Source organism: Brevibacillus fulvus (assembly GCF_016908525.1).
GTDB lineage: Bacteria > Bacillota > Bacilli > Brevibacillales > Brevibacillaceae > Brevibacillus_G > Brevibacillus_G fulvus.
Genome location: NZ_JAFBEB010000003.1, coordinates 33991 through 58015 on the forward strand (window position 1 = coordinate 33991; position 24025 = coordinate 58015).

Annotated in this window: 22 protein-coding genes; 17 read left to right on the forward strand and 5 right to left on the reverse strand. The window is 50.9% G+C overall.

What is annotated here, in order from left to right; all coding sequences use genetic code 11:
* Position 1: 1 nt before the first annotated feature.
* A complete protein-coding gene (locus tag JOD01_RS05505) occupies positions 2–778 on the forward strand; it encodes an ABC transporter ATP-binding protein (protein WP_204517263.1) in 777 nt (258 codons plus the stop codon).
* Positions 779–795: 17 nt separating this feature from the next.
* The gene (locus JOD01_RS05510; protein ID WP_204517264.1) at positions 796–1503 is read left to right on the forward strand and encodes an ABC transporter ATP-binding protein; all 708 of its coding nucleotides are present in this window, start codon (positions 796–798) and stop codon (positions 1501–1503) included.
* 114 nt (positions 1504–1617) lie between these two features.
* On the opposite strand, the gene JOD01_RS05515 is transcribed toward JOD01_RS05510, so the two are convergent.
* Together JOD01_RS05515 and JOD01_RS05520 are read right to left on the reverse strand one after the other, a co-directional pair.
* Positions 1618–3036, reverse strand: a complete 1419-nt coding sequence (locus JOD01_RS05515) for a sensor histidine kinase (protein WP_204517265.1) — start codon at positions 3034–3036, stop codon at positions 1618–1620.
* Positions 3033–3737 carry a response regulator transcription factor gene (locus JOD01_RS05520; RefSeq protein ID WP_204517266.1) on the reverse strand — a complete coding sequence of 235 codons (705 nt, stop codon included), beginning with the start codon at positions 3735–3737 and terminating at the stop codon, positions 3033–3035. Before JOD01_RS05520 ends, JOD01_RS05515 begins: the two co-directional genes overlap by 4 nt.
* A gap of 178 nt (positions 3738–3915) precedes the next feature.
* On the opposite strand from JOD01_RS05520, the gene JOD01_RS05525 reads away from it, so the two are divergent.
* The 10 genes from JOD01_RS05525 (at position 3916) to JOD01_RS05570 (ending at position 16377) form a co-directional block, all read left to right on the forward strand.
* Positions 3916–4962: a DUF3048 domain-containing protein gene (locus tag JOD01_RS05525; protein ID WP_204517548.1), complete on the forward strand. Its 1047-nt coding sequence runs from the start codon at positions 3916–3918 to the stop codon at positions 4960–4962.
* 101 nt (positions 4963–5063) lie between these two features.
* On the forward strand, positions 5064–5354 hold the full coding sequence (locus tag JOD01_RS05530) for a YerC/YecD family TrpR-related protein (RefSeq protein ID WP_204517267.1): 291 nt from the start codon (positions 5064–5066) through the stop codon (positions 5352–5354).
* Between the two features lie 17 nt (positions 5355–5371).
* On the forward strand, positions 5372–6061 hold the full coding sequence (gene pcrB, locus JOD01_RS05535) for a heptaprenylglyceryl phosphate synthase (protein ID WP_204517268.1): 690 nt from the start codon (positions 5372–5374) through the stop codon (positions 6059–6061).
* Between the two features lie 423 nt (positions 6062–6484).
* Positions 6485–6904 carry a DUF4395 family protein gene (locus tag JOD01_RS05540; protein WP_204517269.1) on the forward strand — a complete coding sequence of 140 codons (420 nt, stop codon included), beginning with the start codon at positions 6485–6487 and terminating at the stop codon, positions 6902–6904.
* Positions 6905–7087: 183 nt separating this feature from the next.
* A complete protein-coding gene (pcrA, locus tag JOD01_RS05545) occupies positions 7088–9373 on the forward strand; it encodes a DNA helicase PcrA (protein WP_204517270.1) in 2286 nt (761 codons plus the stop codon).
* A gap of 22 nt (positions 9374–9395) precedes the next feature.
* Positions 9396–11417 (forward strand): NAD-dependent DNA ligase LigA, encoded by a 2022-nt coding sequence (ligA, locus tag JOD01_RS05550; RefSeq protein ID WP_204517271.1) that lies wholly within the window; start codon positions 9396–9398, stop codon positions 11415–11417.
* A 37-nt stretch (positions 11418–11454) separates the two neighbouring features.
* Positions 11455–12342: a hypothetical protein gene (locus JOD01_RS05555; protein ID WP_239565243.1), complete on the forward strand. Its 888-nt coding sequence runs from the start codon at positions 11455–11457 to the stop codon at positions 12340–12342.
* 93 nt (positions 12343–12435) lie between these two features.
* Positions 12436–13509, forward strand: coding sequence for a CamS family sex pheromone protein (locus tag JOD01_RS05560; RefSeq protein WP_204517273.1), 1074 nt, complete (start codon positions 12436–12438; stop codon positions 13507–13509).
* A 218-nt stretch (positions 13510–13727) separates the two neighbouring features.
* The gene (pruA, locus tag JOD01_RS05565; protein WP_204517274.1) at positions 13728–15275 is read left to right on the forward strand and encodes an L-glutamate gamma-semialdehyde dehydrogenase; all 1548 of its coding nucleotides are present in this window, start codon (positions 13728–13730) and stop codon (positions 15273–15275) included.
* A 196-nt stretch (positions 15276–15471) separates the two neighbouring features.
* A complete protein-coding gene (locus tag JOD01_RS05570) occupies positions 15472–16377 on the forward strand; it encodes an MraY family glycosyltransferase (protein ID WP_239565244.1) in 906 nt (301 codons plus the stop codon).
* A 6-nt stretch (positions 16378–16383) separates the two neighbouring features.
* Here JOD01_RS05570 and JOD01_RS05575 read toward each other — a convergent pair whose 3' ends face one another.
* The 3 genes from JOD01_RS05575 to JOD01_RS05585 form a co-directional block, all read right to left on the reverse strand.
* On the reverse strand, positions 16384–16971 hold the full coding sequence (locus JOD01_RS05575) for a TetR/AcrR family transcriptional regulator (protein ID WP_204517275.1): 588 nt from the start codon (positions 16969–16971) through the stop codon (positions 16384–16386).
* Between the two features lie 19 nt (positions 16972–16990).
* Complete coding sequence (locus tag JOD01_RS05580) at positions 16991–17626, reverse strand: LuxR C-terminal-related transcriptional regulator (RefSeq protein WP_204517276.1); 636 nt, start codon at positions 17624–17626, stop codon at positions 16991–16993.
* A gap of 347 nt (positions 17627–17973) precedes the next feature.
* Entirely contained in the window at positions 17974–18555 is a 582-nt protein-coding gene (locus JOD01_RS05585; RefSeq protein WP_204517277.1) for a TetR/AcrR family transcriptional regulator, read from the reverse strand.
* Positions 18556–18739: 184 nt separating this feature from the next.
* Between JOD01_RS05585 and JOD01_RS05590 the strand changes: the two genes are divergently transcribed.
* The 5 genes from JOD01_RS05590 (at position 18740) to JOD01_RS05610 (ending at position 24009) form a co-directional block, all read left to right on the forward strand.
* Positions 18740–19318, forward strand: coding sequence for a TetR/AcrR family transcriptional regulator (locus JOD01_RS05590; RefSeq protein ID WP_204517278.1), 579 nt, complete (start codon positions 18740–18742; stop codon positions 19316–19318).
* Positions 19319–19354: 36 nt separating this feature from the next.
* Entirely contained in the window at positions 19355–20596 is a 1242-nt protein-coding gene (locus tag JOD01_RS05595; RefSeq protein ID WP_204517279.1) for an FAD-dependent oxidoreductase, read from the forward strand.
* A gap of 60 nt (positions 20597–20656) precedes the next feature.
* On the forward strand, positions 20657–22018 hold the full coding sequence (locus tag JOD01_RS05600) for an MFS transporter (protein ID WP_204517280.1): 1362 nt from the start codon (positions 20657–20659) through the stop codon (positions 22016–22018).
* Positions 22019–22269: 251 nt separating this feature from the next.
* A complete protein-coding gene (fabD, locus tag JOD01_RS05605) occupies positions 22270–23223 on the forward strand; it encodes an ACP S-malonyltransferase (RefSeq protein ID WP_204517281.1) in 954 nt (317 codons plus the stop codon).
* Positions 23224–23235: 12 nt separating this feature from the next.
* Positions 23236–24009, forward strand: coding sequence for an SDR family NAD(P)-dependent oxidoreductase (locus JOD01_RS05610; RefSeq protein WP_204517282.1), 774 nt, complete (start codon positions 23236–23238; stop codon positions 24007–24009).
* The last annotated feature ends 16 nt before the right edge of the window (positions 24010–24025 follow it).

Below are 24025 nucleotides of genomic sequence, written 5' to 3' on the forward strand. Positions count from 1 at the left end.
GATGGCATTGCTGGAAGCGAACGGATTAACGAAAAAATTTGGCGGACTGGTTGCCAATGAAAATGTGACAATCAAGATTGAAAAAGGAACAATCGCCGCAGTAATTGGCCCGAATGGGGCGGGAAAAACAACCTTTTTCAATATGATTACCGGTTTTTATGAGCCGGACGAGGGTGAAATTTTGTTAAATGGCAAAAGCATTAAGGGACTGCGCCCGGATCAAATTGCCGAGCGGGGGATTACCCGTACGTTTCAAAATATTCGCCTGTTCAAAGAAATGACCGCCCTGGAGAACGTGATGGTTGGCGTGCATAGCCGGTTGAAGGCCGGATTGCTCGGGATTTTGTTCAATCTGAAACGGGTGCAGGAGGAAGAAGAGAAGGCAAGGGTAGAGGCCTACAAGCTGCTTGAATACGTAGGGATCGAACAAATTGCCAACGAAGCGGCCGGCAGTTTGCCTTATGGGTTGCAGCGTCGTCTGGAGATTGCCCGCGCGCTGGCGACCAATCCGGAAATTATTTTGCTGGATGAACCGGCTGCCGGGATGAACCCGCGTGAAACCGTGGAAATGACGGAGTTTATCAAACGGTTGAAATCGGAGCTAAACTTGACGATTATTTTGATCGAACATGATATGAAATTGGTCATGGGCTTGAGCGAATACATCCATGTGCTGGATTACGGGCGAAAAATTGCGGAAGGAACGCCAGACGAAATCCGCACCAACAAACAAGTGATTGAAGCGTATCTCGGCAAGAGCGCCTCGGAAGTGTCGTAAGGGGGAGGAATCAGGAGATGGCCTTGTTGGAATTGCAAAACGTACACACCTATTACGGCGGCATTCATGCGTTAAAAGGCATTTCGCTCACGGTGGAAAAAGGAGAAGTTGTAACCTTGATCGGCTCCAATGGAGCAGGAAAATCGACCACATTGAAAACGATTTGCGGGCAGACGCGGGCGCGCGAAGGAAAGGTCTTTTTGAACGGGCAGGAGATTACTGCCATGAAACCGCATGAGATCGCTCGGTTGGGCATCGCCCATGTACCGGAAGGACGACGGATCTTTCCAAAGTTAACGGTGAGGGAAAACCTGGAGCTGGGGGCATTCTCTGTTCAGGACAAACGAACGATTCAGGAAGGCGTTGAACGGGCGTTTGCGTATTTTCCTCGTTTGAAGGAACGGTTCAACCAAAAAGGCGGAACGATGTCCGGGGGCGAGCAGCAAATGCTGGCAATTGCCCGCGGCCTGATGATGAAGCCGAAAATTTTGATGCTGGATGAGCCATCCATGGGCTTGGCGCCGATTCTGGTCGAACAAATTTTCGATATTGTCAATGAATTGAACAAAGAAGGGATGACGATTTTGCTGGTGGAGCAAAACGCCAACCAGGCTTTGTCGGTCGCCAGCAGAGGTTACGTCATTCAGACGGGAGAAATTATTTTGAAAGACGACGCCAGATCGCTTTTGGCTAATCCGCAGGTGAGAGAAGCGTATCTCGCGTAACTTGCATCAAACGGTCGCTGGTCTGCTTCAAGGGCAAATTCAGACAGCTAATCACTCTAACAATGAAGAGAGCACCTTAAAGGTGCTCTCTTTGTGGATTGAAGCAGCGGCAGCTCAGCTTTTTTGTTTTTGTTTTGTTGGCAGCTGAACATAGAAGCAGGGGCCGAACGGTTCGTTTTTGGCCTGAATCGAACCGCCATGGGCTTCAAATACGGCACGGGCAATCGCCAACCCTAAACCGTGTTTGCCGGTTTTCCCTTTGCGGAAACGTTGGAACAGATTGGGAATCAGCGATTCTTCGATCGGGGGACCATCGTTGGCCATCGATAATTCCAGCTTGTTGTCTCCATCGCGATAAGTTACGTTGATGACCAGCATGCTTTTCGCATAGCGGAGCTGGTTCTCCAAAATGTTGAGAAAAGCGGTGCTTAACTGTTCGCCGTCCCCTTCCATGATCAAGGAGTCGGGCAAATTGATTTGCCACTTTACTTCCGGATTCAGGACGGACAGGCGCTGCTCGATCAGCGCAAACAGTTCGTTCAGATCGACCCGTCCCATTTGCAGCATTTGCGAGATCGATTCGACCTTGGTAATGTAGAGGAGCTGTTCCACGACTTTTTCCAACCGTTTGCTTTCCTCCATGATGATCTGCAGGCCCTTTTCCGCCTGCGGTCCGGTAAAAATCCCCTCCATCAAGCCTTGCGTGTACCCCTGGATCGCCATGATCGGCGTTTTTAATTCATGCGAAATGTTTTGCACAAAGTGGCGCTGCGATTCATCATACTCTTTCAGCTGATTTTTCATCGATTCAAACGAGCGGGCCAGCTGGCCAATTTCATCTTCACGATCCATCGTCAAGGGAATGTCAAATTGGCGATGAGCGATTTTTTGACAAGACTCTTCCAGTCGGCGCAGCGGATTGCTGAGATAGCGGCTGAACCAAACGGCAAACAGCCAACTGATCAGCAGCAAGGCGGCAAAAATGATAAAAAACTGTCGCGTCAGAATGGAATTGATTTCATTAAGTTCCTGCGATTTGGAGAATAACACTAAATAGTAAGGGAAGCCTTGGTAGTTCATTTTTTTGCTGACGAAAAAATACGTCTCCCCGCTGGCGCGCAGACTGCCGTGCTGCAAAGTGCCTCCCTGGAAGGCAGCGCTTGCTTCAAACAGTTTGCGGGAAACGTCCCTTCCGTTCGGTATCGGTTCCAAAATCCGCTTGCCCAATTCTTGGCCGTTCTCCGCATAAACAATCATGTCAAAGGAATATTCGTAGCGCGACAGCAACAGTTGCAAAAAGAAAGGAGCAGCTGCCGGCACCGGCAGGAGAACATGGTTTTCATTAAAGGAAATATGGTTGCTGAGCGTGTCGAATTCATCCTCCAACAGCGTGTACGTGTTGTTCACCAAATACTGCTTGACGGCAAACGGATACAAAATCCCCACGCTGACACCAAGAACAATCGTCAATACCATGAACAGCAGCAAAATTTGCCGGGAGAGGGGGAGATTTTTCAGTTTCAGGTTGCTCATGGCTGGGTCATCCGGTAGCCAAACCCATAAACGGTTTCCACCGGAAATTTCGGCATTTTTTTGCGGATTCGTTTCACCAGATCGTCGACAGCACGATCGGAACCAATATAGTCATCTCCCCATATCGCGGTCAAAATTTGTTCCCGATGCAGCGCAATGCCTTGATTTTGCAGGAAGTAGCAGATTAACTCAAATTCTTTTGTCGTCAATTCAATCTCCGTTTCCCCTTCTTTGACCAGGCGCCCTTTTGCCGAAATGGAATACGGCCCCGCTTGTACCCAGTCCTGAAAGCCGGTGGACGGTGATACAACCGGGTTTCCGCTTTTTTCATAAGTGCGCTGCAGCAGTTTTTGCACCCGGATCACCAGTTCACGCGGCAAAAACGGTTTGGCCAAATAGTCGTCGCTGCCGAGTTCCAACCCGATAATCTTGTCCATGTCCTGATCTCGCGCGGAGATAAAAATGATCGGCACATCGGATTTGCTGCGAATGAGCCGCAGCAACTCATAACCATCAATATCTGGAAGCATGATATCTAATATCCACAAATGGGGGGGTTGCTCTTCCAATACAGGCAACACCTCGGTGCCGTTTTGAAACGCCCTGACTTCATAGCCGGCGTTTTGCAAATACGATTTGAGCAGCTCCAGCAAGTTGGTCTCATCATCCACCAGATAAACCTGATAAGGCAGTGCATTCATCTTCTGTTTTCCTCGCTTTCCGTGAGGGCTTCTCATTCATTTGTTTTCATTTTAACATAGAGCAAATCTGGCTGTGTGGCAGGCCAATAGAAGAGATGTGGGAAACTTGTGTAAGCAGGATTCCGCCGGTTTTTGCAGAAGTGTGAGGAAGAACTGGAAAGGAGCGGAACAAATGTCAATGAAACGAACTTCATGGGTAATCATGCTGCTCGCTTCCATGCTGTTTTCGGCTTGCAGCAGCCAGGAAACGGTAATGCCAACGCCCCCGGCTCCGTCGCCGCAGCTGGACCCCCAACCGCAGCCGACCGAACCGGTGGAGGTGTATCCTTTTACGGCTCCGTTAACCGGGATGGGCAACGAGCAAAAACTCGATCAGCGGCCGATCATGGTCATGGTCAACAATTTGCCGAAAGCTCGCCCCCAATCAGGATTGGACAAAGCCGACATCGTTTATGAAGTGCTGGCAGAGGGAGAAGTGACCCGTTTTTTGGCCATCTATCACAGCCAAAAGCCGGAAGTGATCGGGCCGGTACGCAGTATTCGCCCGTATTTTATTGAGATCGGCAGAGGTTTCGATGCGATCCTGGTCCATGCGGGCGGCAGTCCGGAAGCGTTGGCCACGCTGGCCAGTCACGACTACAGCAATATTAACGAAATCTCCAACTCGCAATACTTTTGGCGAGAGAGTTTTCGCAAGCCGCCCCATAATCTTTACACCAATCTGGACAAGATCGAGCAAGCCATAGCGGACAAAAAGATGCGGACCACAGCCGAGTTGCCGTATTTGCCGTTTTTGCCGGCTGATGCTGAGATAACCGATGGAGAACCGGCCACACACATCGATGTTGTTTATCATCGGTTGAACAAGGCTGCCTATGAATACGATGCGCAAAGCAAGCGGTACCTGCGCTTTAGCGACGGACAGCCGCATATGGACTTGACCACGAACAAACAGCTTTCGGTGACGAATTTGCTGGTGATTGCCGCCAATCATCGCATTCTCGATAAAGAAGGCCGGCGAGCGGTTGATGTCGTGGGTCCGGGGGACGGGTATCTGTTCCAACAAGGAAAAGCACGGAAAATCAAATGGCGGCGAGAAGGCGGTATGATCCGGGCGTATACGGATGCTTCTTTCAGTGAGGAACTGCCGTTATTGCCTGGCAATACGTGGGTCAATATCGTCAGTACGGTACCCGGTCTGGCCGATGCAGTTACATATCAATAAACACTTGAATTCCCCTTGTAATTCCCCTAAGATTAAACTGGTAAGGCTTTAACGCATAAAAATTTTACAGTGAAAAACCACCTTACCGATGGGGTGATAGGATGCAATTGGAAAAGTTAAAGGGGAAAGGCATTGAGCAGTTATTCGAAGCGATCCTTTCTTTGGAAAACATCGAAGAATGTTATCGATTTTTTGATGATTTGTGCACCGTCAATGAAATGCAATCGCTGGCACAAAGGCTGGAAGTAGCCAGAATGCTGCGTAAAGGCTATACCTATAACCAGATTGAAGCGGAGACAGGTGCCAGTACGGCCACAATCTCGCGTGTCAAACGTTGCCTGAACTATGGCAATGACGGTTATCAATTTGCTTTGGAGAGGATCGGCAAATAAGCTAGGAGGCAACATTTGTGATCGATTACAGCAGTTGGCGCCACGTATTTAAGCTGGACCCTGACAAGGAACTGGATGATGCGGCGCTGGAAGCAGTATGTGAATCAGGGACCGATGCGATCATGATCGGCGGCACCCAGGGAATTACCTATGACAATACGCTTGAACTGATGTCGAGGGTGCGCCGTCATGCGGTTCCGGCTGTATTGGAAATCTCCTCGCTGCAGGCGATTGTCCCGGGATTTGATGCGTATTTCATTCCGCTTGTCCTGAACGCGGGAGATCCTGACTGGATTTTCGCCCCGCATGTAAAAGGCTTGCAGGCTTTTGGCAGCTATCTGCATTGGGAAGACATCGTCAGCGAAGGCTATCTTGTCGTCAATCCGGATGCTGCGGTGGCGAAGTTGACCCAAGCGAAGCCGGTTGCGGATCGGGACGAAGCGAAAGCCTACATGCGGGTTGCCGCAAAGATTTGTCGCCTGCCCACCGTTTATATCGAATACAGCGGTGTATACGGCGATCCGGAGTTGGTAAAAGCGTGCAAATCGGCGGCGGAGGGGTGCCACCTGTTCTACGGCGGGGGAATTCGCACGCCGGAACAAGCGCGGAACATGGCTGCGGTTGCGGACACCATCGTTGTCGGGAACATTATCTATGAAGATTTGCAGGCTGCTTTAAAAACGGTGGATGCCGTGAAGCGCGGTTGACGTTATCAGATACACCCACTCGGCAGTTTACGAAGTATAGCTCTTTGCGAACAGAGGGTACCCGTTTGGGGCCGCCTGTTTGTCAAAGGGCTTTTTTATTTACGGTTGGATCGCCGTTATCGCGAGAAACTGCTGTTCTTTTCCAGATGAATCGCAGCGATGATCACCGGGACCGCCCCAGAAGAAACAATTTCGGCGACTAGACTGATCATGGCGAGAATGGTCGCGCAACAGCCGATGTAAGGCCAATCCGGCGGCAACAATTTTCAGGCGGGTGCAAGCAGAGATATGGTAAAATGATACAGGCAAATGAAGGTGACCGGAGAGAAGAGAAAGAAGGTTTTACGGAAAACGATGTGCTGATGATGTACCAAGTTCCTCGCCGAAGGAACGATGGCTGTGCGGTGAACGGGAGGTGAAAGCATGCGGGAAATTCCTCGGCTTTATGTGAGCGTCATCCATGTCGGAGTGATTATGCTTGTTTTGTTGGCGATCTTGTTTCAGCAACCGCTGTTTATTCTCGCCCTTTGGCTGATTCATTTGGTGAGCCTGGCCAGCGGCGGGCGGTTCAATCTGTTTGTCTGCCTGGTCAAACCGCTGCTGGACAAACGAAAACCTTTTGATCAGTACGATTCGCTGACTTTATTCCGCTTCAATGCGGCCATCGCCTTGCTGCTCGAGACTTTGGCGGTTTGCAGTTTCTATCTTTTGCACGCTCCGCTGTGGGGGTTTGTCTTCTCGGGAATTCATGCGGCAGCGGCCTTGCTTGCGCTCAGCGGTTTTTGCTTCGGCTGTTTTCTGTTTTTTCAGTTCAAGCAATGGAAATGGAGACGCACGCAATAACAAAATGAAAGGATCGACAGTCCCCGTCCATGGTGTTGCCGAGGCGGGGTTCTGCTGTTTGCGCAGGCGGTTAGAACATTTTTGCCAGTTTGCGTATAAGACTGGAATCGCAAAGTAATCTGTGCCAAAATAAGAACGTATGCTTTCTTTTTTCTTAGCAAGGCGAAGGGGTGGCAATGAAGGATGTCGACAATGGAAAAAATCGTAGCAGGTTTGAATCCGCAGCAAAAGGAAGCCGTTTTGACAACCGAGGGACCAGTTTTGATTCTGGCGGGTGCGGGCAGCGGCAAAACCCGGGTACTCACGCAGCGGATCGCCTATTTGATCGGAGAGAAGAACACGCCTCCCTGGTCGATTTTGGCGATCACGTTCACCAATAAAGCGGCCCGTGAAATGAAGCAGAGAGTGGCCTCGATTGTAGGGCGGGAAGCGGAAGATATCTGGATTTCCACATTCCACTCCTTATGTGTGCGAATATTGCGGCGTGACATCGATCGCCTGGGCATCAACCGCAACTTTTCCATTCTGGATGCCGGAGATCAACTGTCTGTCATAAAACAGTGCATGAAAGATTTAAATATAGATCCGAAAAAGTTTGAACCCCGGTCGGTTTTGGCGGAAATCAGCGGTGCCAAAAACGAATTGACCGAACCGGCAAAGTATGCCGAACTGGCGGGCGATCCGTTTCAAAAAACGGTTGCCCGTGTTTATGAGGCCTATCAAAAGAAATTGCGCAGCAACCAGTCGCTCGACTTTGACGATTTGATCATGTCTACGGTCCGGCTGTTTAAAGAAGTGCCGGAAGTGCTGGAATTTTATCAGAAAAAGTTTCGTTACATTCATGTTGACGAGTATCAGGATACGAACCGGGCGCAATATATGCTGATTTCGATGCTGGCGTCCCGCTTTCGCAATGTTTGCTGTGTCGGGGATGCCGACCAGTCGATCTACAAATGGCGGGGGGCAGACATCTCGATTATCCTTAATTTTGAAAAGGATTATCCGGAAGCGAAACTGATCAAGCTCGAGCAAAATTACCGTTCGACCAAAACGATCCTGCAAGCGGCCAATCAGGTGATTGCCCATAACGTGACGCGCAAGGAGAAAAATTTGTGGACGGAAAATCCGACAGGCGACAAAATCACCTGCTATCAGGCAGATTCGGAGCACGACGAAGCTTACTTTATTGTCGATGCGATCAGACAGCAGCTGGCTCGCTACCGGCGCTACGACAAGTTTGCCATTTTGTATCGGACCAACGCGCAATCGCGGGTAATCGAGGAAGTGCTGATCAAGTCCAACATCCCGTACACGATCGTCGGCGGCACGAAGTTCTACGATCGCAAGGAGATCAAAGACATTCTCGCCTATTTGCGGGTCATTTCCAATCCGGATGACGACCTGAGCCTGGCCCGGATCATCAATGTACCAAAGCGAAATATTGGTGATACTACTGTGGAAAAACTGCTCGCCTATGCCACAGCACATGGGACCAGCTTGTACGGCGCGATTCAGGAAGTTGCCTACATGGGGCTGGCGGCGCGCACGACCAATGCCATTTTCGCTTTTAACGAGCTGATCAGCAACCTGATGCAAATGACCGATTATTTGACCGTCACCGAATTGGTGGAAGAAGTGCTGAAACGCTCCGGCTATGTGGAGGCCCTGAAAGAAGAGAAGTCGCTGGAAGCGCAGGCGCGGATGGAGAATATCGAAGAGTTTCTCTCTGTAACGCAGGAGTTCGAGAAGAAAAGCGAAGACCGCAGTCTGCTCGCATTTTTGACCGATTTGGCCTTGATTGCCGATATCGACGCGCTCGACGAGGCGGAGGAGCAGACGGCCAATCCGGAAGGACAAGTAACGCTGATGACGCTTCACAGCGCCAAGGGCCTGGAGTTTCCGGTCGTGTTTTTGGCGGGGATGGAGGAAGGCATCTTCCCGCACAGCCGGGCGTTGTTCGATGACAGCGAAATGGAAGAGGAGCGGCGCCTGGCATATGTCGGGATTACCCGTGCGGAAGAGCGGCTGTTCCTGACTGCGGCGCGCGTGCGGACCTTGTTTGGACGGACCAACAGCAACGCGCCATCCCGCTTCTTCACGGAAATTTCCGCGGATTTGTTGGAAGGCAGCTTCGGCCAAAACGATGGCGGCTATGCGCGCAGCGGTTATCCGGGACGGGGGAGCGAGCCGCGGATATTTGGCGGAACGGCGAATCGCGGCGGTGCCGTTGGGACGGCCGGCGGAATGGCCCGCCCTTCTGCTCCGCAGCCCGGCCGTTTGGCCCATCATGGAGGCGGTGCGGGAATCGATTGGAAAGTGGGCGACAAAGTCAAACACGGCAAATGGGGCACGGGGACCGTTGTATCTGTCAAGGGCAGCGGCGATGATCTGGAGCTGGACATTGCGTTCCCCAGCCCGACTGGTATCAAGAAATTGTTAGCGAAATTCGCCCCGATCGAACGGGCGTAATTGTACGGGAAGGATGAAGTGCATGGAGCGAATCGCGGCGGAACAACGGATCGATGAACTACGGCAGCAAATCGAGAAGCATAATCGTCTCTATTATGTGGAAGATAATCCGCAAATTACGGATCAGGAATATGACCAATTAATGCGGGAACTGCAAGACTTGGAAAACTTGTATCCTGATCTGGTGACGCCTGATTCTCCGACGCAGCGCGTCGGCGGTCAGCCGCTGCCATTTTTTGAGAAAGTGGAGCACAAGACACCGATGCTGAGCTTGGGCAACGCTTTTAACGAGAACGATCTGCGGGATTTTGACCGGCGGGTTCGCCAGGCGTTGGGCAGTCAACCTGTTCGCTATGTCTGCGAATTGAAAATCGATGGTTTGGCCGTTTCGTTGCATTATCAAGACGGGATTTTTGTCAAAGGGGCGACACGCGGCGATGGGACGATCGGAGAAGACATCACGCAAAACCTCAAGACGATCCGCTCGATTCCGTTGCGCCTCTCCCGTCCGTTGACACTGGAAGTGCGCGGCGAAGCGTTCATGCCCAAACGGGCCTTTGAAAAACTGAACCGGGAGCGCGAGGAGCGGGGGGAAGCGCTGTTTGCCAATCCGCGCAACTCGGCGGCCGGCTCGCTTCGGCAGCTTGACCCAAAAATCGCCGCTTCCCGTTCGTTGGATACATTCATCTACGGACTGGGCGACTTGCAGGGAGAAAGCGTTGATTCACACAGTAAAGCGCTGGCTTTGTTGGAACAGCTTGGCTTCAAGATCAATCCGGAGAGCCGGGTATTTGACCAGATCGACGATGTGATCGACTTTATCGGCGGTTGGGTGGAGAAGCGGCCAACGCTTGCCTACGATATTGACGGCATGGTGATCAAGGTGGATAGTTACGCCCAGCAAGAGGAACTGGGCTATACAGCGAAAAGTCCGCGCTGGGCGATCGCCTATAAATTTCCCGCAGAAGAGGCGATCACGATTTTGGAAGGAATCGAAGTGACGGTCGGCAGGACGGGAGCGGTAACGCCTACGGCCTTGCTCAAACCGGTCAGCCTCGCCGGAACGACGGTAAAACGGGCTTCGCTGCACAATGAAGATATTATTCGCGAAAAAGGCTTGTTGATTGGCGACCATGTGATCGTCAAAAAAGCGGGCGACATCATTCCGGAGATTGTCGGCGTTTTGCCGGAGCGACGCACCGGCAGCGAATATCCGTTTGTCATGCCAACCCATTGTCCGGAATGCGGCAGCGAATTGGTTCGGCTGGAGGACGAAGTTGCCTTGCGCTGCATCAATCCAAGCTGTCCGGCCTTGATTCGCGAAGGGATGATCCATTTTGTTTCCCGTCAGGCGATGAATATCGAAGGTTTGGGCGAGAAAGTGATTACGCAACTGTATAATGATGGCTTGATCAAGGACGTTGCCGATATTTACGATTTGCACAAATCTCGTGAGCAGCTGCTGCAACGGGAGAGAATGGGCGAAAAATCGGTGGACAACATGCTGGCCGCGATTGAAAACAGCAAACAAAATTCGCTGGAACGGCTATTGTTTGGATTGGGGATTCGCCTGGTCGGAGCCAAGGCGGCCAGAGTGCTGGCCGAGCATTTCGGCAGTCTCGATCGGGTGATGGCAGCATCTGCGGAAGAGTTGACCGCGATCGACGAAATCGGCCCGAAAATGGCCGACAGTATTGTCCAGTATTTCTCCTTGCCGTCCGTTCATGAATTGATTGAACGATTGCGAACAGCTGGAGTGAATCTGGAATACAAAGGCCTGCGCATCGATAGCGAAAGCGACTTGCCGCTCGCTGGCAAAACGGTTGTCTTGACCGGTACTTTGGAAAACATGTCGCGGTCGGAAGCGGAAGAGAAAATTACCCGTTTGGGAGGCAAGGTAACGGGCAGCGTCAGCAAAAAGACCGATTTGGTGATTGCCGGGGATAAAGCCGGCTCCAAGCTGGAAAAGGCCGAAAAACTGGGCATTCAGATAATGAATGAAGCCGAATTTCGGCAATTGCTGGCGGAACATCCGCAGGCTTGAGCGACCATTTGTTTTTACGGACAAGGAAGTGAAAGAAATGAAGCGACATTTCGGGTTGTGGCTGCTAGCGGCAATGCTGCTCATCACAACCGGATGCAGTACAACAGAGCCTAACCATTCGCAAAACCAGCAGCCGGTACAAGCGATTGCTCCGGATGTTCCCGGGGATCTGACCTACCAGGATGTGTTGCAAAAAGGCGGAGCGGTCCGGGCGGTGGCGATGCCGGACGGCCGCAAAATCTGGTTGGGCACCAATGCCGGCCTCTATACATCCGCCAACGACGGCTTGTGGGCGCTGACTTTCAAGCAACTGGAGCAAGCCGATGTCACCGGCTGGTTTGTGAATCCAAAACAGCCGAAGCAAATTTTTGTTGCCGGAAACGGGTTTGTGAAACGGTCAAACGATCAGGGGAAAAGTTGGGAAGATGTGATGGAGGGACTGCCTGCTTCTCCTGATATTCGCAGCTTTTTCGGACGGTTTAACCAAGATCAGGCGGAGTTGTTTGCCTTTGTGTCCGGAGGCGGTGTCTATCGGTCAACGGATAACGGCGATCATTGGGCCTTGTGGTTGCCGTTGGATCAGGAGGTATACGCGGCTGATTTCAATCCGTCCGATCAGCGCATCTATGTCGCGACCCAATACGGATTGCTGTACCAGGAGGACCAAACCTGGAAAACGGAACCGACGGGCGATGCGGAACAGATTTATTCGGTTGCCGTCAACAAGCAGGATCATACGCTCTACATTGCCACTGAACGAGGGATTTTGCAAAAACAGCAAGAGGGTTGGAAGCGGATTTCTGCGCCTTCGCCGGAAAGATTGATCATGATTGCCTCGGGTATGGGCAACTTTGAGTTGGTCGGAATTGGTGAATCCGCCTTTATTTACACTTTTTCCAATGGCAAGTGGTCAAAGTTGGAATAGTCAGCCGCCGCTGTCCTTAGAACAAATGCGGAGAAAAAGAACTTACAGAAAAACGCAGTAATGAGTGGAGAAAGGGAGAAGAGGATTATTCAAATGTGGAAGATAACGAAAGGATTCATCGCTGCCGGAATGGTCTTGACTTTGTCGTTTGTCGCCACGGCCTGTTCTTATTTGCCTGTTTTTACAAAAAAGGCTCCCGAGCCGGCTACCCCGTCTGTTTCACCGGTCATTGAAGTGTCTGAAGATTACTATGGGAGCATGCCGCCATACAAGGAGAATCAAACGAGAGGCATGCTGTCAGGATCGGGCTATCGCATTGATTTCAGCCGTCTCGAATTGGGTTTGATGGAAATTGCCCAGGAAACTTTCCCCACTCCCGATTATTATTTTCAGGAAGGACAGCAAATCAAACGGGAGCAAGCGGAAGCATGGCTCGCCCGGACAAAGGATAATCCGGCCGGGTTAAATCCGAACAAGGGACCAAATCTCCTCGTCAACATACTGGAGCATGATTACCTGGACAAAGATCAGCAAAAGTTGGCGGGCATGGTCGTCGGGCTGTCTTTGTCTCCCGATTATCAGGACGGAACGGAGCAGGAGAAGCAATATACTGCCGAGCAGCTCGTTGCCAAGGGTGAGCAGCTTGCCGCCCGGATCGTGCAGACAGTAAAAGCGCAAAATCCCGGTATTCCGATGGTGATCGCCCTGTATCAAGTGCCTGACGAAAATTCCACTTTAATCCCCGGCCATTTTCTGGCGACGGGAACGGTAGGTGCAGAAGAAAGTTCCGTATCCAAATGGCAAATGCTCGATGAGCAATACTATCTGTTTCCGAGTGAAGAGGTAGAAAAAGATTATCCGCAAGCATATTTGCAATATGACAAACTGATGCGGCAAACCCAGTCATACTTTGGAGAATATGTGGGCATAACCGGTGTCGGCAGGTTTATGAACGGCAAGCTGACCGAGTTGACCATTACCGCAAACGCTGAGTATGACTCGCGAACGGAAGTGCTGCAGTTTACCCAGTTTGCTGCCAATGGCATCAATCAACTGATCGACAAGGATGTCCATGTCAATCTGTATGTGCAGTCGATTAACCGGCCGTTGGCGATATACGTTCGCCCTGCCAACGGTGAACCTTACATGCATATTTATCGCAACTAAACCTTTCATGAAAACCATTCATGCGCAGCTTTGCTGTAATGTTGGATGGTTTTTTTGTTGATTTAGACAAATATGTGCGAAGAACCTGAACACATATTGAACAGATTTGTTCAGCTGACGCCACGCCCGCTGCTAATTCCAGCCTTTTCGCAGTTGGTATGGTCCTTGCAAAGAATAGCAAGCAGAACCAAGTTCGAATTGTTAAGGAGGGCGTTGGCATGTTAGTGGATTTTAAAAATGAACCGTTCACCAATTTTTCTTTGCCGGAGAATAAACAGGCGTTTCAGACTGCTCTGGCCAAAGTGGAAAGCGAACTGGGACGGGAATACGACCTGATCATCGGCGGAGAGCGGATCAAAACGGAAAGCAAAATTCACTCGATTAACCCATCAAATCATTCGCAAGTGATTGGCATTGTCTCGCAGGCCGATCAAGAGCTGGCTGAACGGGCGATTCAAACGGCTACCCAGGCCTTTGAATCGTGGAAAAAGGTGCCCGGGTCGGCACGGGCGCGCTATCTGTATAAAGCGGCCGCGATTTTGCGCCGGCGCAAACATGAATTTTCGGCCTGGCTGGTCAAAGAGGCGGGCAAAAGTTGGGCGGAAGCGGACGCTGATACAGCGGAAGCGATCGATTTCATGGAGTATTATGGACGACAAATGGAGAAATTGGCGGAACGTCATGCGCTGCCGCGAATTCCCGGAGAAGACAACGAACTGTACTATATCCCGCTCGGCGTCGGAATTGTCATTCCGCCTTGGAACTTCCCGCTGGCGATTATGGTGGGGATGACCACAGCCGCTTTGGTGGCAGGCAATACAGTCGTATTGAAACCAGCCTCCACTACTCCGGTGATTGCCGCCAAATTTATGGAAGTGCTTGAGGATGCCGGAGTCCCCGCCGGTGTGGTCAATTTTGTGCCAGGCAGCGGTTCGGTCATTGGCGACTTCCTCGTGGAACACCCGCTGACGCGGTTTATCAGCTTTACCGGATCACGCGATGTCGGGTTGCGGATCAATGAACTGGCGGCAAAACATCGCCCGGGCCAAAAGTGGATCAAACGCCTGGTAGCGGAAATGGGCGGAAAAGATTCGATTATTGTGGACAACGATTGCGATCTGGAATTGGCAGCGCAAGCGATCGTAACATCGGCATTCGGTTTTTCCGGTCAAAAATGTTCCGCTTGCTCACGGGCGATCGTCCATCAAGACGTGTACGACCAAGTGCTTGCGCGGGTAACGGAATTGACGCAAAATCTGAAAATCGGCGATGTCGCCAACCCAGACTCGTATACCGGTCCGGTGATTGACGACAAGGCGTACAACAAAATTTTGGAGTATATCGAAATCGGCAAACAGGAAGGCAAGCTGGTCGCAGGCGGCGAAAAAGGACCGGAGGGCGGATACTACATTCAACCGACCGTGTTCGCAGATGTTGACCCGCAAGCCCGTCTGATGCAGGAAGAAATTTTTGGCCCGGTCGTTGCCTTCTGCAAGGCGCGTGATTTTGATCATGCGCTGGAAATTGCCAACAACACCGAGTATGGACTGACCGGTTCCGTGATCAGCCGCAATCGGGCTCATCTGGAAAAGGCGCGTGAAGAGTTTCATGTCGGCAATCTTTACTTCAACCGCAAATGTACGGGCGCGCTGGTCGGCGTGCATCCATTCGGCGGGTTCAATATGTCGGGAACGGATTCCAAAGCGGGCGGTCCAGACTATTTGTTGCTCTTTACCCAAGCAAAATCGGTCTCGGAACTGCTGTAAGTGGATAAACCAAGGCAAAAACCGTTTGGCCATTTGGCCAAACGGTTTTTTTGCGTGCGCCCGGCGGCCGGGCCCATGATTGAAAATCTTGAGCTTCGCCCACACTAAGACTACAACCTCTTGCAGTGGTAGGTGAAGGCTTATCGTCTCCTTTCTGGTACCTTTTCTGGCCGCTTTTTTTCTTGTCTATGTATTGATGCCGTGGCTGAAGCATTGGGCAACACGCGTCGGTCTCGTCGATCTGCCGGTCGGGCGGAAAGCTCATCGGAAACCGATGCCGCTTTCCGGCGGAATTGCCATGTTTCTTGGAATCATGTTGGTCATTGTCTTGTTTGCGGGGTGGCAGCCGCTTGTGCTGGTTCTGCTCATTGGCGGTGCCGCGCTGATCGGCATTGGCGTCGTGGATGACTGGTTCAAGGCAAAGCGGAAGGAATTTCCGGTATTGCCCAAGCTGCTGGTGCAGCTGCTGGTGGCGGTGTTTGCCTTTTTTTTCGACATCCGCTTTCGCTCGATCGGATTGTCCTGGTTTGGCGGCGATACGGACAAGTTGTTGCTATTGCCAACCTGGTTGTCCTTTCTGTTGACCCTTTTCTGGATTTTGGGCCTCGTCAACATGGTCAATTTTTTGGATGGTGTTGACGGCTTGGCTGGCGGGGTGACGGTATTTTCGGCCATGACCTTGTTTTTTGTCGCCTTTGTCACGGGACAAGAGTTGACTGCGTTAATCGCGGTGGTGTTGGCCGGCGGCAGCTTGGCATTCCTTCGCTTTAACTTTTTTCCCGCACAGCTGTATATGGGAGATGCCGGGTCGACTTTTCTCGGCTATACGTTGGCGATCGTCTCGCTGGAAGGAACAATGAAAGGCGCAACCTTGATTTCACTGGTCGTGACAATATTGGCCCTCGGCTTGCCTTTGATGGATACGACCCAGGTGATGATCAGCAGATTGCTGGCGGGAAGTCCGATGTACCAAGCGGATCGCCGTCACATGCACCATCGGCTGATGTCGAAAGGATTGTCAGCGAGGCAAACCGTGTTCATCCTGTATTTGATCAGCTTTCTGTTTTCAGCGGGGGCGTTGTTTTTGTTTTTGCTGTTCTAAACAGGATTACCTGTTATGTAAGAAGGGTATGCTCTGTGGGGAAAGCATTCCCGCCAAATAATTCGAGGTTACATACGCAAGCAACCGCCTCGGTTCGGTCATATTGATGCGCGTGAGCACCAGCAGGGAGGAAACCGTTCCGTGGATGACGCACATCAATCCCTGCACAGCCTGTTCCAAAGGAACTTCATCGCTGACGTATCCCGCTTTTGCGGCTTGCCGGTACGCTTTGCGAAAGATACCGCGGACCCGGACCGCCGATTCGACCGGAAAATGCTGCGGCTCATGAACGGGTCTGATCATCATGGCGATCTGATAACACTCGGGTTGTTCGATCCCAAACTCCCCGAATGCGAGCAGCAGCCGGTGCAAGCGGACAACCGGATGTTCGTTTTCCTGAAAAACACGCTCCAACCGCTCGGCCAACAATGAGAAACAAGCTTCCATCAAATGCTGGAACAGATGGTACTTATCTTTGAATCCGCTGGTGAAATATGCAGACTCGAGTCCGCATTTTTCGGCCAAGTTGGTCAAATCGACCTGTTCATACCCGCACTCGATAAAGGCCGCGATCGCTGTTTTTTCCCAAGTCATTAACGGGCTCCCTTCCGTTTTATATGTTGACAATCCTGTTTTGGATCACATAATGGACGACTTTTAGCCGCTCATTCAAGCCGATTTTGGCGTAAATATTGGAAATATGATTTTGGATCGTGTAGACGCTGATATGCAGATGTTCGGCGATTTCCGTATTGTTATAGCCATTGACCATCAGCGATAAAATTTCCAGTTCCCGCTGTGTAAAGTGAATCGACTGGTGCCGATTTCGCTTCGACATTCTTCCCAGCACCCGCGAGGCAACTTCGGGGGCGATCCATTCTTTATTGCGATTGACGGTATTCAAGGCATCAAGCAGTTGCTCCTCGGTGCAGGAGCTGGAAATATACCCCTTTACGCCATAGTGAAACAGCGTCTCGATTTTTTCGCATTGTTCCAGATCACCAATCAAGAGAATGGGCAAGGGAAGAGGGGATTCGGAAAATTGTTCCAGCACATCGATACCGAACAAGTCGATTAATCCGGTGTCCAGCATGACGATATCGGGCTTGAGACTGTCCATGCGCTCGCTGACTTGGTCATCAAATTTGAGATCGGCCACAAGTGAATAGGATTGCAGTTTGCTGATAAATAACTTGATCCCCTGACACCAAATATAGTTTTTAGAAGAAATAAGCATCACTTTACTCATATTGTTTTTATCCCTCTCGCACTCCATTTTTTTAATTCCCCTCTGTCAGTTTCACAAATGTAATCAAGAAAATCGGAAAAAGAATGAAAGATTTTTGCCATAGGCAACAAATGTAACCGCAAGATGACCTGGCCGGGCTGGTACCGATGCAGTGCGAAGGACTTCGGATTCAATCAAATGCATTTGCCTGAAATACGTTTCAATCACCTCCTCGCCCTCCATATTCTTTTTTTGTATATTATGGAAAATCCTTCATTTTATTTTGTTTTGATTTGCTTACTGTCAGGGCAATTGCTGTCGGGATCAGGTGTGCGAGTAGAATAACGGTTGATGGGAAACGGAGACGCTTATTTGATCAGCTTGGGAGAGAGAAGCCCATACAGGAGCAAGCGTTGCATTTTTTTCAGCGAATCGGCCAAGGTGAGTTTGTCATAGCGCAGCCAAGCGGTGGAACTGCATTCTTGCAGGGCAAGAAAGTACAGCCGGACAATGAGCCGCGGAGGATAGGGACGAAAGACTCCTTCCCTGATCCCTTGAGCGAATAACCTTTCGTACGCGCCGATTCGTTTTTTTCGTTCAACATTCACCTTTTCCCAAAGTTCGGGAAAATGCTGCTGAAATTCAAGCGTCTGTTCCAGCGATATTTGCTCGAGATTTTTTGACACCACGGTGGTGATCCGATTCCATTTGCTCAACGTGTCCAATTGGGAATCGGCCAACAGTGGAGAAATTTGCTTGTCAATGTTTTCGAAAAATTTCATCACGCAATCCTCCACCAGTGCTTCGCGATCGGGATACAACTGACTGAGCGCTTCTGGCTCCAGGTTCAGTTGCCGACAGACTTCTGTCATTTCGACTCGTGCAAAGCCGCGCTGCATGGCGAGTTCATAAAAGGCAGTGATAATTTGCTCTTTGAATTCATTTGTCATGTCCTTCAGCCGGTTCCTTTCGTTATAAATTTTGGGTACGGTTTGCTCCATACAAAATCAAGGCAAAAGTTGATGGAAAAAGCTGTTGACACATATTGGGGAAATCTTTAAGATAAGGTTGGAACTAAGGAAACTATAATATTTTTTTCGGTTTCCATCAAGAGGCAATTTGGGAGAGATCAACATGACTGAAGCAAACCAGCTTAAGGACACCATCATGCAGGTTTATTTTGACTTGGGAATGAACCACGGCTTTGATTCCGTCTCGATGGATCAGATTGCCAAAGAGATGAGCATCAGCAAAAAAACAATTTATCAGTATTACCGGAATAAGGAGGCGATTTTGGAAGCTTGCATTGACTTCAAGTTCAAGGAAATCGACGACAAGATCGAACCGATTTTTCGCGACGACCGTCTGGATGTTTTGCAAAAGCTGGACAAATTGACATCCAATGTTGCGGAAAGCTTGAAAGTGATTTCCAATATGCAGACGTCCAGTCTGCAAAGGTCATTTCCCGCATTGTGGAAAAAGATAAACGACGAACGCAAAAAGCGAATCCAAGGGTATGCAAACCTGCTCAGGGAAGGAATCGAACGGGGAGTGATCAAGCCGATTGATCCGGCGGTCGTGATTGAACTGTACAATGCATCCTTGCTGACGGCTACTTCCGCGTCATTTTTATACCAATACGATCTCACCTGGTCACAGGCGGTGGAAGTCGTGAAGCAAATCATCTTTGACGGAATTAAATTGCACAAATGAACCAGGAACAAGTGAGTGTGTAAGGAGGACTGTCAATTGGAGAAAAAAACAACGGATGTCTTGATTATTGGCGGGGCGGTTTCCGGTTCCGCGATGGCCTGCGCTCTGGCCAGATTCAACATCGATGTCACGCTTGTCGATCGCCGCAAAGAACCTAACGGATTGAACCGCGGGGACGGTTTGCAGCCGCGAACTCAGGAAATCATGGAAAGCTGGGGAGTGCTCGAACATTTTCACCAGTATCCTTTTGTCAAATCTTACGGGCTGGATATTCGCCGCACCAATGGCACCCGTGTCCTTCTGATTGATATGAAACAGTTGAAAGACCTGAAATACAACTATATTTTCAGTATGCCGCACCGTTATATTGAAGAACATTTTTTGGAGTGGGCTGACCAACACAACCACATCCACATGTGGAGAGGCTATACAGCCAAAGAACTGGTGTATGGCCAAAGCGGAAAAGTGGAAGGCGCCATTTTGCAGGATCGTTCCGGCGATCAGGTGGAAATCAGGGCAAAAGTCGTCGTCGGTGCGGATGGCGGTCAATCGTTTGTCCGGAAATCTTTGAACATTCCCACAACGCAGGAGGTATACGATCACCAGCTGATTGTGGCCCACTTGCCGCTGCCATCCTGGTACGGTGAGTTACGCAACCATGTCTATTTGCACAAAGACGGGGCGATCGTGCTGCTGCCGCTTCCCGACCAGAAAATGCGCATGGCCGTCGTGTTGGAGCCCGGCCAAATCAGCACCTGGACAAAATATACCGACGAAGAATTAATGGCGAAAGTATCGGAACGCTTGCCGCTCCTCAAAGGTTTGGAAGTATACCGCGAGCATGAGCACGCCTACAAGATGACCCGAATGCACGCGATCTCCTACAGCAAAAACGGAGCGGTGCTTGTGGGGGATGCCGCTCATCTGACGCACGCTTCCTCCGGACAGGGCATGAATATGGCTATTCAGGACGCTGATGTGCTAAGCCTCCTGCTCAAGGAAGCGTTGGAGGGAAACATGGATCTGGACCATGCCTTGTTATTGTATGAACATATCCGCCGGCCAATTAATGAAGAGATTATGGGCAGAGCGCATTTTATGTCGTCAATGGTATACAATAAAACCCCGTTGGAATACAACTCCAAGATTTTGCGCTTCTCCGCTTTGAAACTGGTTCCCGGACTGCTCAACAAAATGGGTACGGAAATGGCGCGGGGCATCTCGGGCATGAAGCAGGTTCCCATTATTGAAAAACAGCTCTCTACCGCTCTTGGTTAGGCCCAAGCCACTTTTTTTGCAGCATGAACGCCGTTTGCGGTTGCAGAAGTGAGGGATGACATGACGGAAATTCACAAATTGCCGATTATTTTGCTGGTCTGTGGCACCGTTTTTTTGGGCGTGCTCGGCGGGGCGATGGCGATTCCGGTACTTCCCGCCATCGCTGATACTTATGGACTGCTGCCGTCGGAAGCCAGTTGGATGTTTATCGCGGTTGAATTGTTTATGGTGATTGGCGCCGTGCTTTATGCGAAACTGGCCAACATTTTTCCGATTCGCAACCTGTTTCTGTTTGGCATGCTCTGTTTTGGCGCAGGCTCCATCTTTGCCGGGTTGACCAGTCACTATTGGCTGCTGGTAGTGGCCCGGATGCTGCAAGGACTTGGCGCTTCAGCCGCTCCGCCTCTGGCAATGATTCTGGTGACCCGCCATTTTCCGGAACAGGATCGGGGGAAAATCATGGCTTTGATTGGCCCGGTGATTGGCATTGCCTCGCAATTGGGCCCGTTTGTCGGCGGACTGATCGCGCAGCAATTCGGTTGGAAAACGGTTTTTTGGATTACGGTCTTGATTCTGCTTCTGACACCGCTGTGCATCTATCTGCCCAAGGAACAGAAACAGGTAAAAGAACCGTTTGACTTTCGGGGAGCAAGTCTGTTTTTGGCAGCCATTGTCACCTTCATCCTCGGCGTCAACCTGTACATTTACCTGCTGGCGGCCGCCCTGCTTTTGTCCGCTTTGTTCTGGCTGCACAGCCGCCGTTGCCGCACGCCATTTTTACAGTTGGAGTTGCTGGCCAATTTGCGCTTTCTCTCCCTATCGCTCGGCGGCGCGCTGACCATCTTTACGCTCAATGCGACGATGCTCGCTGCCCCGCTGTTCCTGGCAAAGATCAATCATCTCGATTCCGGAATGATTGGCTTGATCTTATTGCCTGGAGCGCTTCTCTCGCTAATCGGTGCCGCCGTTGTCGGAAAATTGACCGAGAAGCTGGGCTACTACCGGATTGCCATTTACGCTACATGCTTGTTGATGATTGGTTACAGCTTGCTGTCCACGCTGCTGGGCACCTCTCCGCTGGCGATCGCTCTCTGTTTGATCGTGGTCTATTTGGGCTTTACCAATGCGCAAGGGATGTTTCCCAATCTGATTCCGCGGACCGTTTCTGCAGAGCAGTTGAATACCGGCCTGGGCATCTACAATCTGATTTTTTTCTTCGGCGCCACGGCGGGTCCGACGTTTATGGGAAGTTTTTTGGAGCTGGAGACGGAAGTGACGTGGAATGTTTTCAACAAAACCTCTCCCGCTGTTTATAGCAACAGCTTTGTTATCATGGCGCTGATGTCCTGTCTGATCCTCGTTCTGTTGTGGCTGCAGCGCCAGTCGGAGAAGACAGCGGAACACCCGGAACATGTGACGTAACCGAAAACCCTGCCGAACCGGCCAGGGTTTTTTTGTTGTGCTTCATCCGTCCGCCGATGCCGGGATCGTGTTTGATTGGTGTTCGCGCGTTGGCAAGTAGTAAAGATTTACTATAAAAAGCAGGAGAGTCCACTAGACGGGTTTAGTTGTATTCGGCCAAAGAAATTAGAGGGGATTATTCATAGTGTGAACAAAGTTTTCCAACTAAACTATTTTCTAGGATGAATTAATCAATGCAAGGAGGTGAGTCTGTGAAGCGAAAACTCGTCTTTCTTTTCCCGGGCCAAGGATCACAACGGGTGCAGATGGGCTTGGACTTGTATCAGCAAAATGCAGCGTTGCGAGAACGTTTTTTTGAATGTGCCAACGAAACGCTGAATTTCTCCTTGACCGAGCGGATGTTTTTCGGAACGGAGGAAGAACTGCGCGATACGAGTATTGCCCAACCGGCTATTTACGTTGTTTCGATGGCATTGCTTTCTTTGCTGACGGATGCCGGAATCAAGTGTGGGTTGGTGGCCGGACACAGCCTGGGTGAGTTTACAGCTGTGGCAGCGGCAGGCGGCTACTCGTTTGAAGAGGGGCTGCGGATCGTTGCCAAGCGGGGTCAATTGATGCAAGAAGCGCAAAGTCGACGGCCGGGCGTGATGGCCGCAATTGTCGGGCTTTCTGCTGAACAGGTAGAAGAAATTTGTGAACAGGCTCGCTCCTCCGGGCTGGTCGTTCCGGCGAATTATAACAGTCCCCAGCAGTTGGTCATCTCCGGTGATGAACCGGCTGTTGAAGCGGCGATGGAGCTGGCGAGAAAACGGCGCGCCCAGAAAGCGGTTCGTCTGTCGGTTGGAGCCGCTTTTCACAGCCCGCTCATGCGCGGCATTATGGAGCCTCTCCGTCAGTGCATCGCGAATGCAGCAATCGCCGATCTCTCTGTTCCGCTCATCTCCAATGCCGATGCCAAGATCATTCAGACAACAGCGGACGTTCAGCGTGAACTTGTCCAACAGACCGTTTCTGCGGTCCGCTGGACGGAAATGATGGCAAAGATCGGCTGGGAGCATACCCACTTTGTAGAAATCGGTCCGGGCAGAGTGCTATCGGGACTCGTCCGCAGTATCTACCCCGAAGCGGAAATCTCCCAGATCGACTCCCTGAAAAAACTCGAGAAGTTTATTGAAAAGTTTCAGCAAACATCGATTGCTCAATAAAAAGGAAGGAAGATGAAGTTGCGATTACAAGAGAAGGTCGTACTGGTTACAGGTGGCTCTCGCGGGATTGGACGCGCGATTGCTCTCAAGGCTGCTGCCGAAGGTGCCCGCGTGGTGGTCAATTACAACAGCGGAGCGGAAAAGGCGCAGGAAGTAGTCGCGCATATTGCTGCCGAGCAAGGAGGAGAGGCGCTGGCGGTTCAGGCGGATGTCAGCAACAGGGAACAGGTCGATCGGATGGTTGAGCAAGTGCTGTCCCGATACGGAACGATTGATGTCCTGGTAAACAACGCGGGAATCACCCACGATCGGCTGGTCTTTGACATGGAGTATGAGGATTTGCTGAAAGTGTTTCATGTGAACTTCGGCGGTGCCTTTCATGCGACCAAAGCGGTTTTGGAAGTGATGATGGGCCAGCGCCAAGGCGCGATTGTCAATATCTCTTCCGTGATGGGGGAAGGAGGCTGGGTCGGTCAGGCCAATTATGCCGTTTCCAAGGCGGCGATCAATGCGTTTACGCGGACGGCGGCGATGGAACTGGCTCGGTTTCAAATCCGTGTCAATGCCGTTCTGCCCGGATTTTGTTCAACTGACATGGTCAGCCAACAGATGAAAGAGGCAAAGCGGATTACCAATCAAATTGCGCAAAAACGCGCCGGCGATCCGGAAGAAGTGGCCAATGCCGCGATTTTTCTCGCTTCTGATGAAGCTTCGTATATTACTGGCACAAGTCTGATCGTCGACGGCGGTCTGTTTAACTTGGTAGGAGTCGGAAAACCGCTGTAAGGCAGAGACGAAACAA

Excerpts from the sequence above, each read along its gene's own strand:
- JOD01_RS05610 (WP_204517282.1), top strand. The coding sequence starts at position 23,236 with ATGAAGTTGCGATTACAAGAGAAGGTCGTACTGGTTACAGGTGGCTCT.
- JOD01_RS05580 (WP_204517276.1), bottom strand. The coding sequence starts at position 17,626 with ATGAGTAAAGTGATGCTTATTTCTTCTAAAAACTATATTTGGTGTCAG.
- JOD01_RS05585 (WP_204517277.1), bottom strand. The coding sequence starts at position 18,555 with ATGACAAATGAATTCAAAGAGCAAATTATCACTGCCTTTTATGAACTC.
- JOD01_RS05590 (WP_204517278.1), top strand. The coding sequence starts at position 18,740 with ATGACTGAAGCAAACCAGCTTAAGGACACCATCATGCAGGTTTATTTT.
- JOD01_RS05570 (WP_239565244.1), top strand. The coding sequence starts at position 15,472 with ATGCCGTGGCTGAAGCATTGGGCAACACGCGTCGGTCTCGTCGATCTG.
- ligA (WP_204517271.1), top strand. The coding sequence starts at position 9,396 with ATGGAGCGAATCGCGGCGGAACAACGGATCGATGAACTACGGCAGCAA.
- JOD01_RS05600 (WP_204517280.1), top strand. The coding sequence starts at position 20,657 with ATGACGGAAATTCACAAATTGCCGATTATTTTGCTGGTCTGTGGCACC.
- JOD01_RS05555 (WP_239565243.1), top strand. The coding sequence starts at position 11,455 with ATGAAGCGACATTTCGGGTTGTGGCTGCTAGCGGCAATGCTGCTCATC.
- JOD01_RS05505 (WP_204517263.1), top strand. The coding sequence starts at position 2 with ATGGCATTGCTGGAAGCGAACGGATTAACGAAAAAATTTGGCGGACTG.
- JOD01_RS05520 (WP_204517266.1), bottom strand. The coding sequence starts at position 3,737 with ATGAATGCACTGCCTTATCAGGTTTATCTGGTGGATGATGAGACCAAC.
- JOD01_RS05560 (WP_204517273.1), top strand. The coding sequence starts at position 12,436 with ATGTGGAAGATAACGAAAGGATTCATCGCTGCCGGAATGGTCTTGACT.
- JOD01_RS05540 (WP_204517269.1), top strand. The coding sequence starts at position 6,485 with ATGCGGGAAATTCCTCGGCTTTATGTGAGCGTCATCCATGTCGGAGTG.
- JOD01_RS05525 (WP_204517548.1), top strand. The coding sequence starts at position 3,916 with ATGAAACGAACTTCATGGGTAATCATGCTGCTCGCTTCCATGCTGTTT.
- JOD01_RS05510 (WP_204517264.1), top strand. The coding sequence starts at position 796 with ATGGCCTTGTTGGAATTGCAAAACGTACACACCTATTACGGCGGCATT.
- pruA (WP_204517274.1), top strand. The coding sequence starts at position 13,728 with ATGTTAGTGGATTTTAAAAATGAACCGTTCACCAATTTTTCTTTGCCG.
- JOD01_RS05530 (WP_204517267.1), top strand. The coding sequence starts at position 5,064 with ATGCAATTGGAAAAGTTAAAGGGGAAAGGCATTGAGCAGTTATTCGAA.
- JOD01_RS05575 (WP_204517275.1), bottom strand. The coding sequence starts at position 16,971 with ATGACTTGGGAAAAAACAGCGATCGCGGCCTTTATCGAGTGCGGGTAT.
- JOD01_RS05515 (WP_204517265.1), bottom strand. The coding sequence starts at position 3,036 with ATGAGCAACCTGAAACTGAAAAATCTCCCCCTCTCCCGGCAAATTTTG.
- pcrA (WP_204517270.1), top strand. The coding sequence starts at position 7,088 with ATGTCGACAATGGAAAAAATCGTAGCAGGTTTGAATCCGCAGCAAAAG.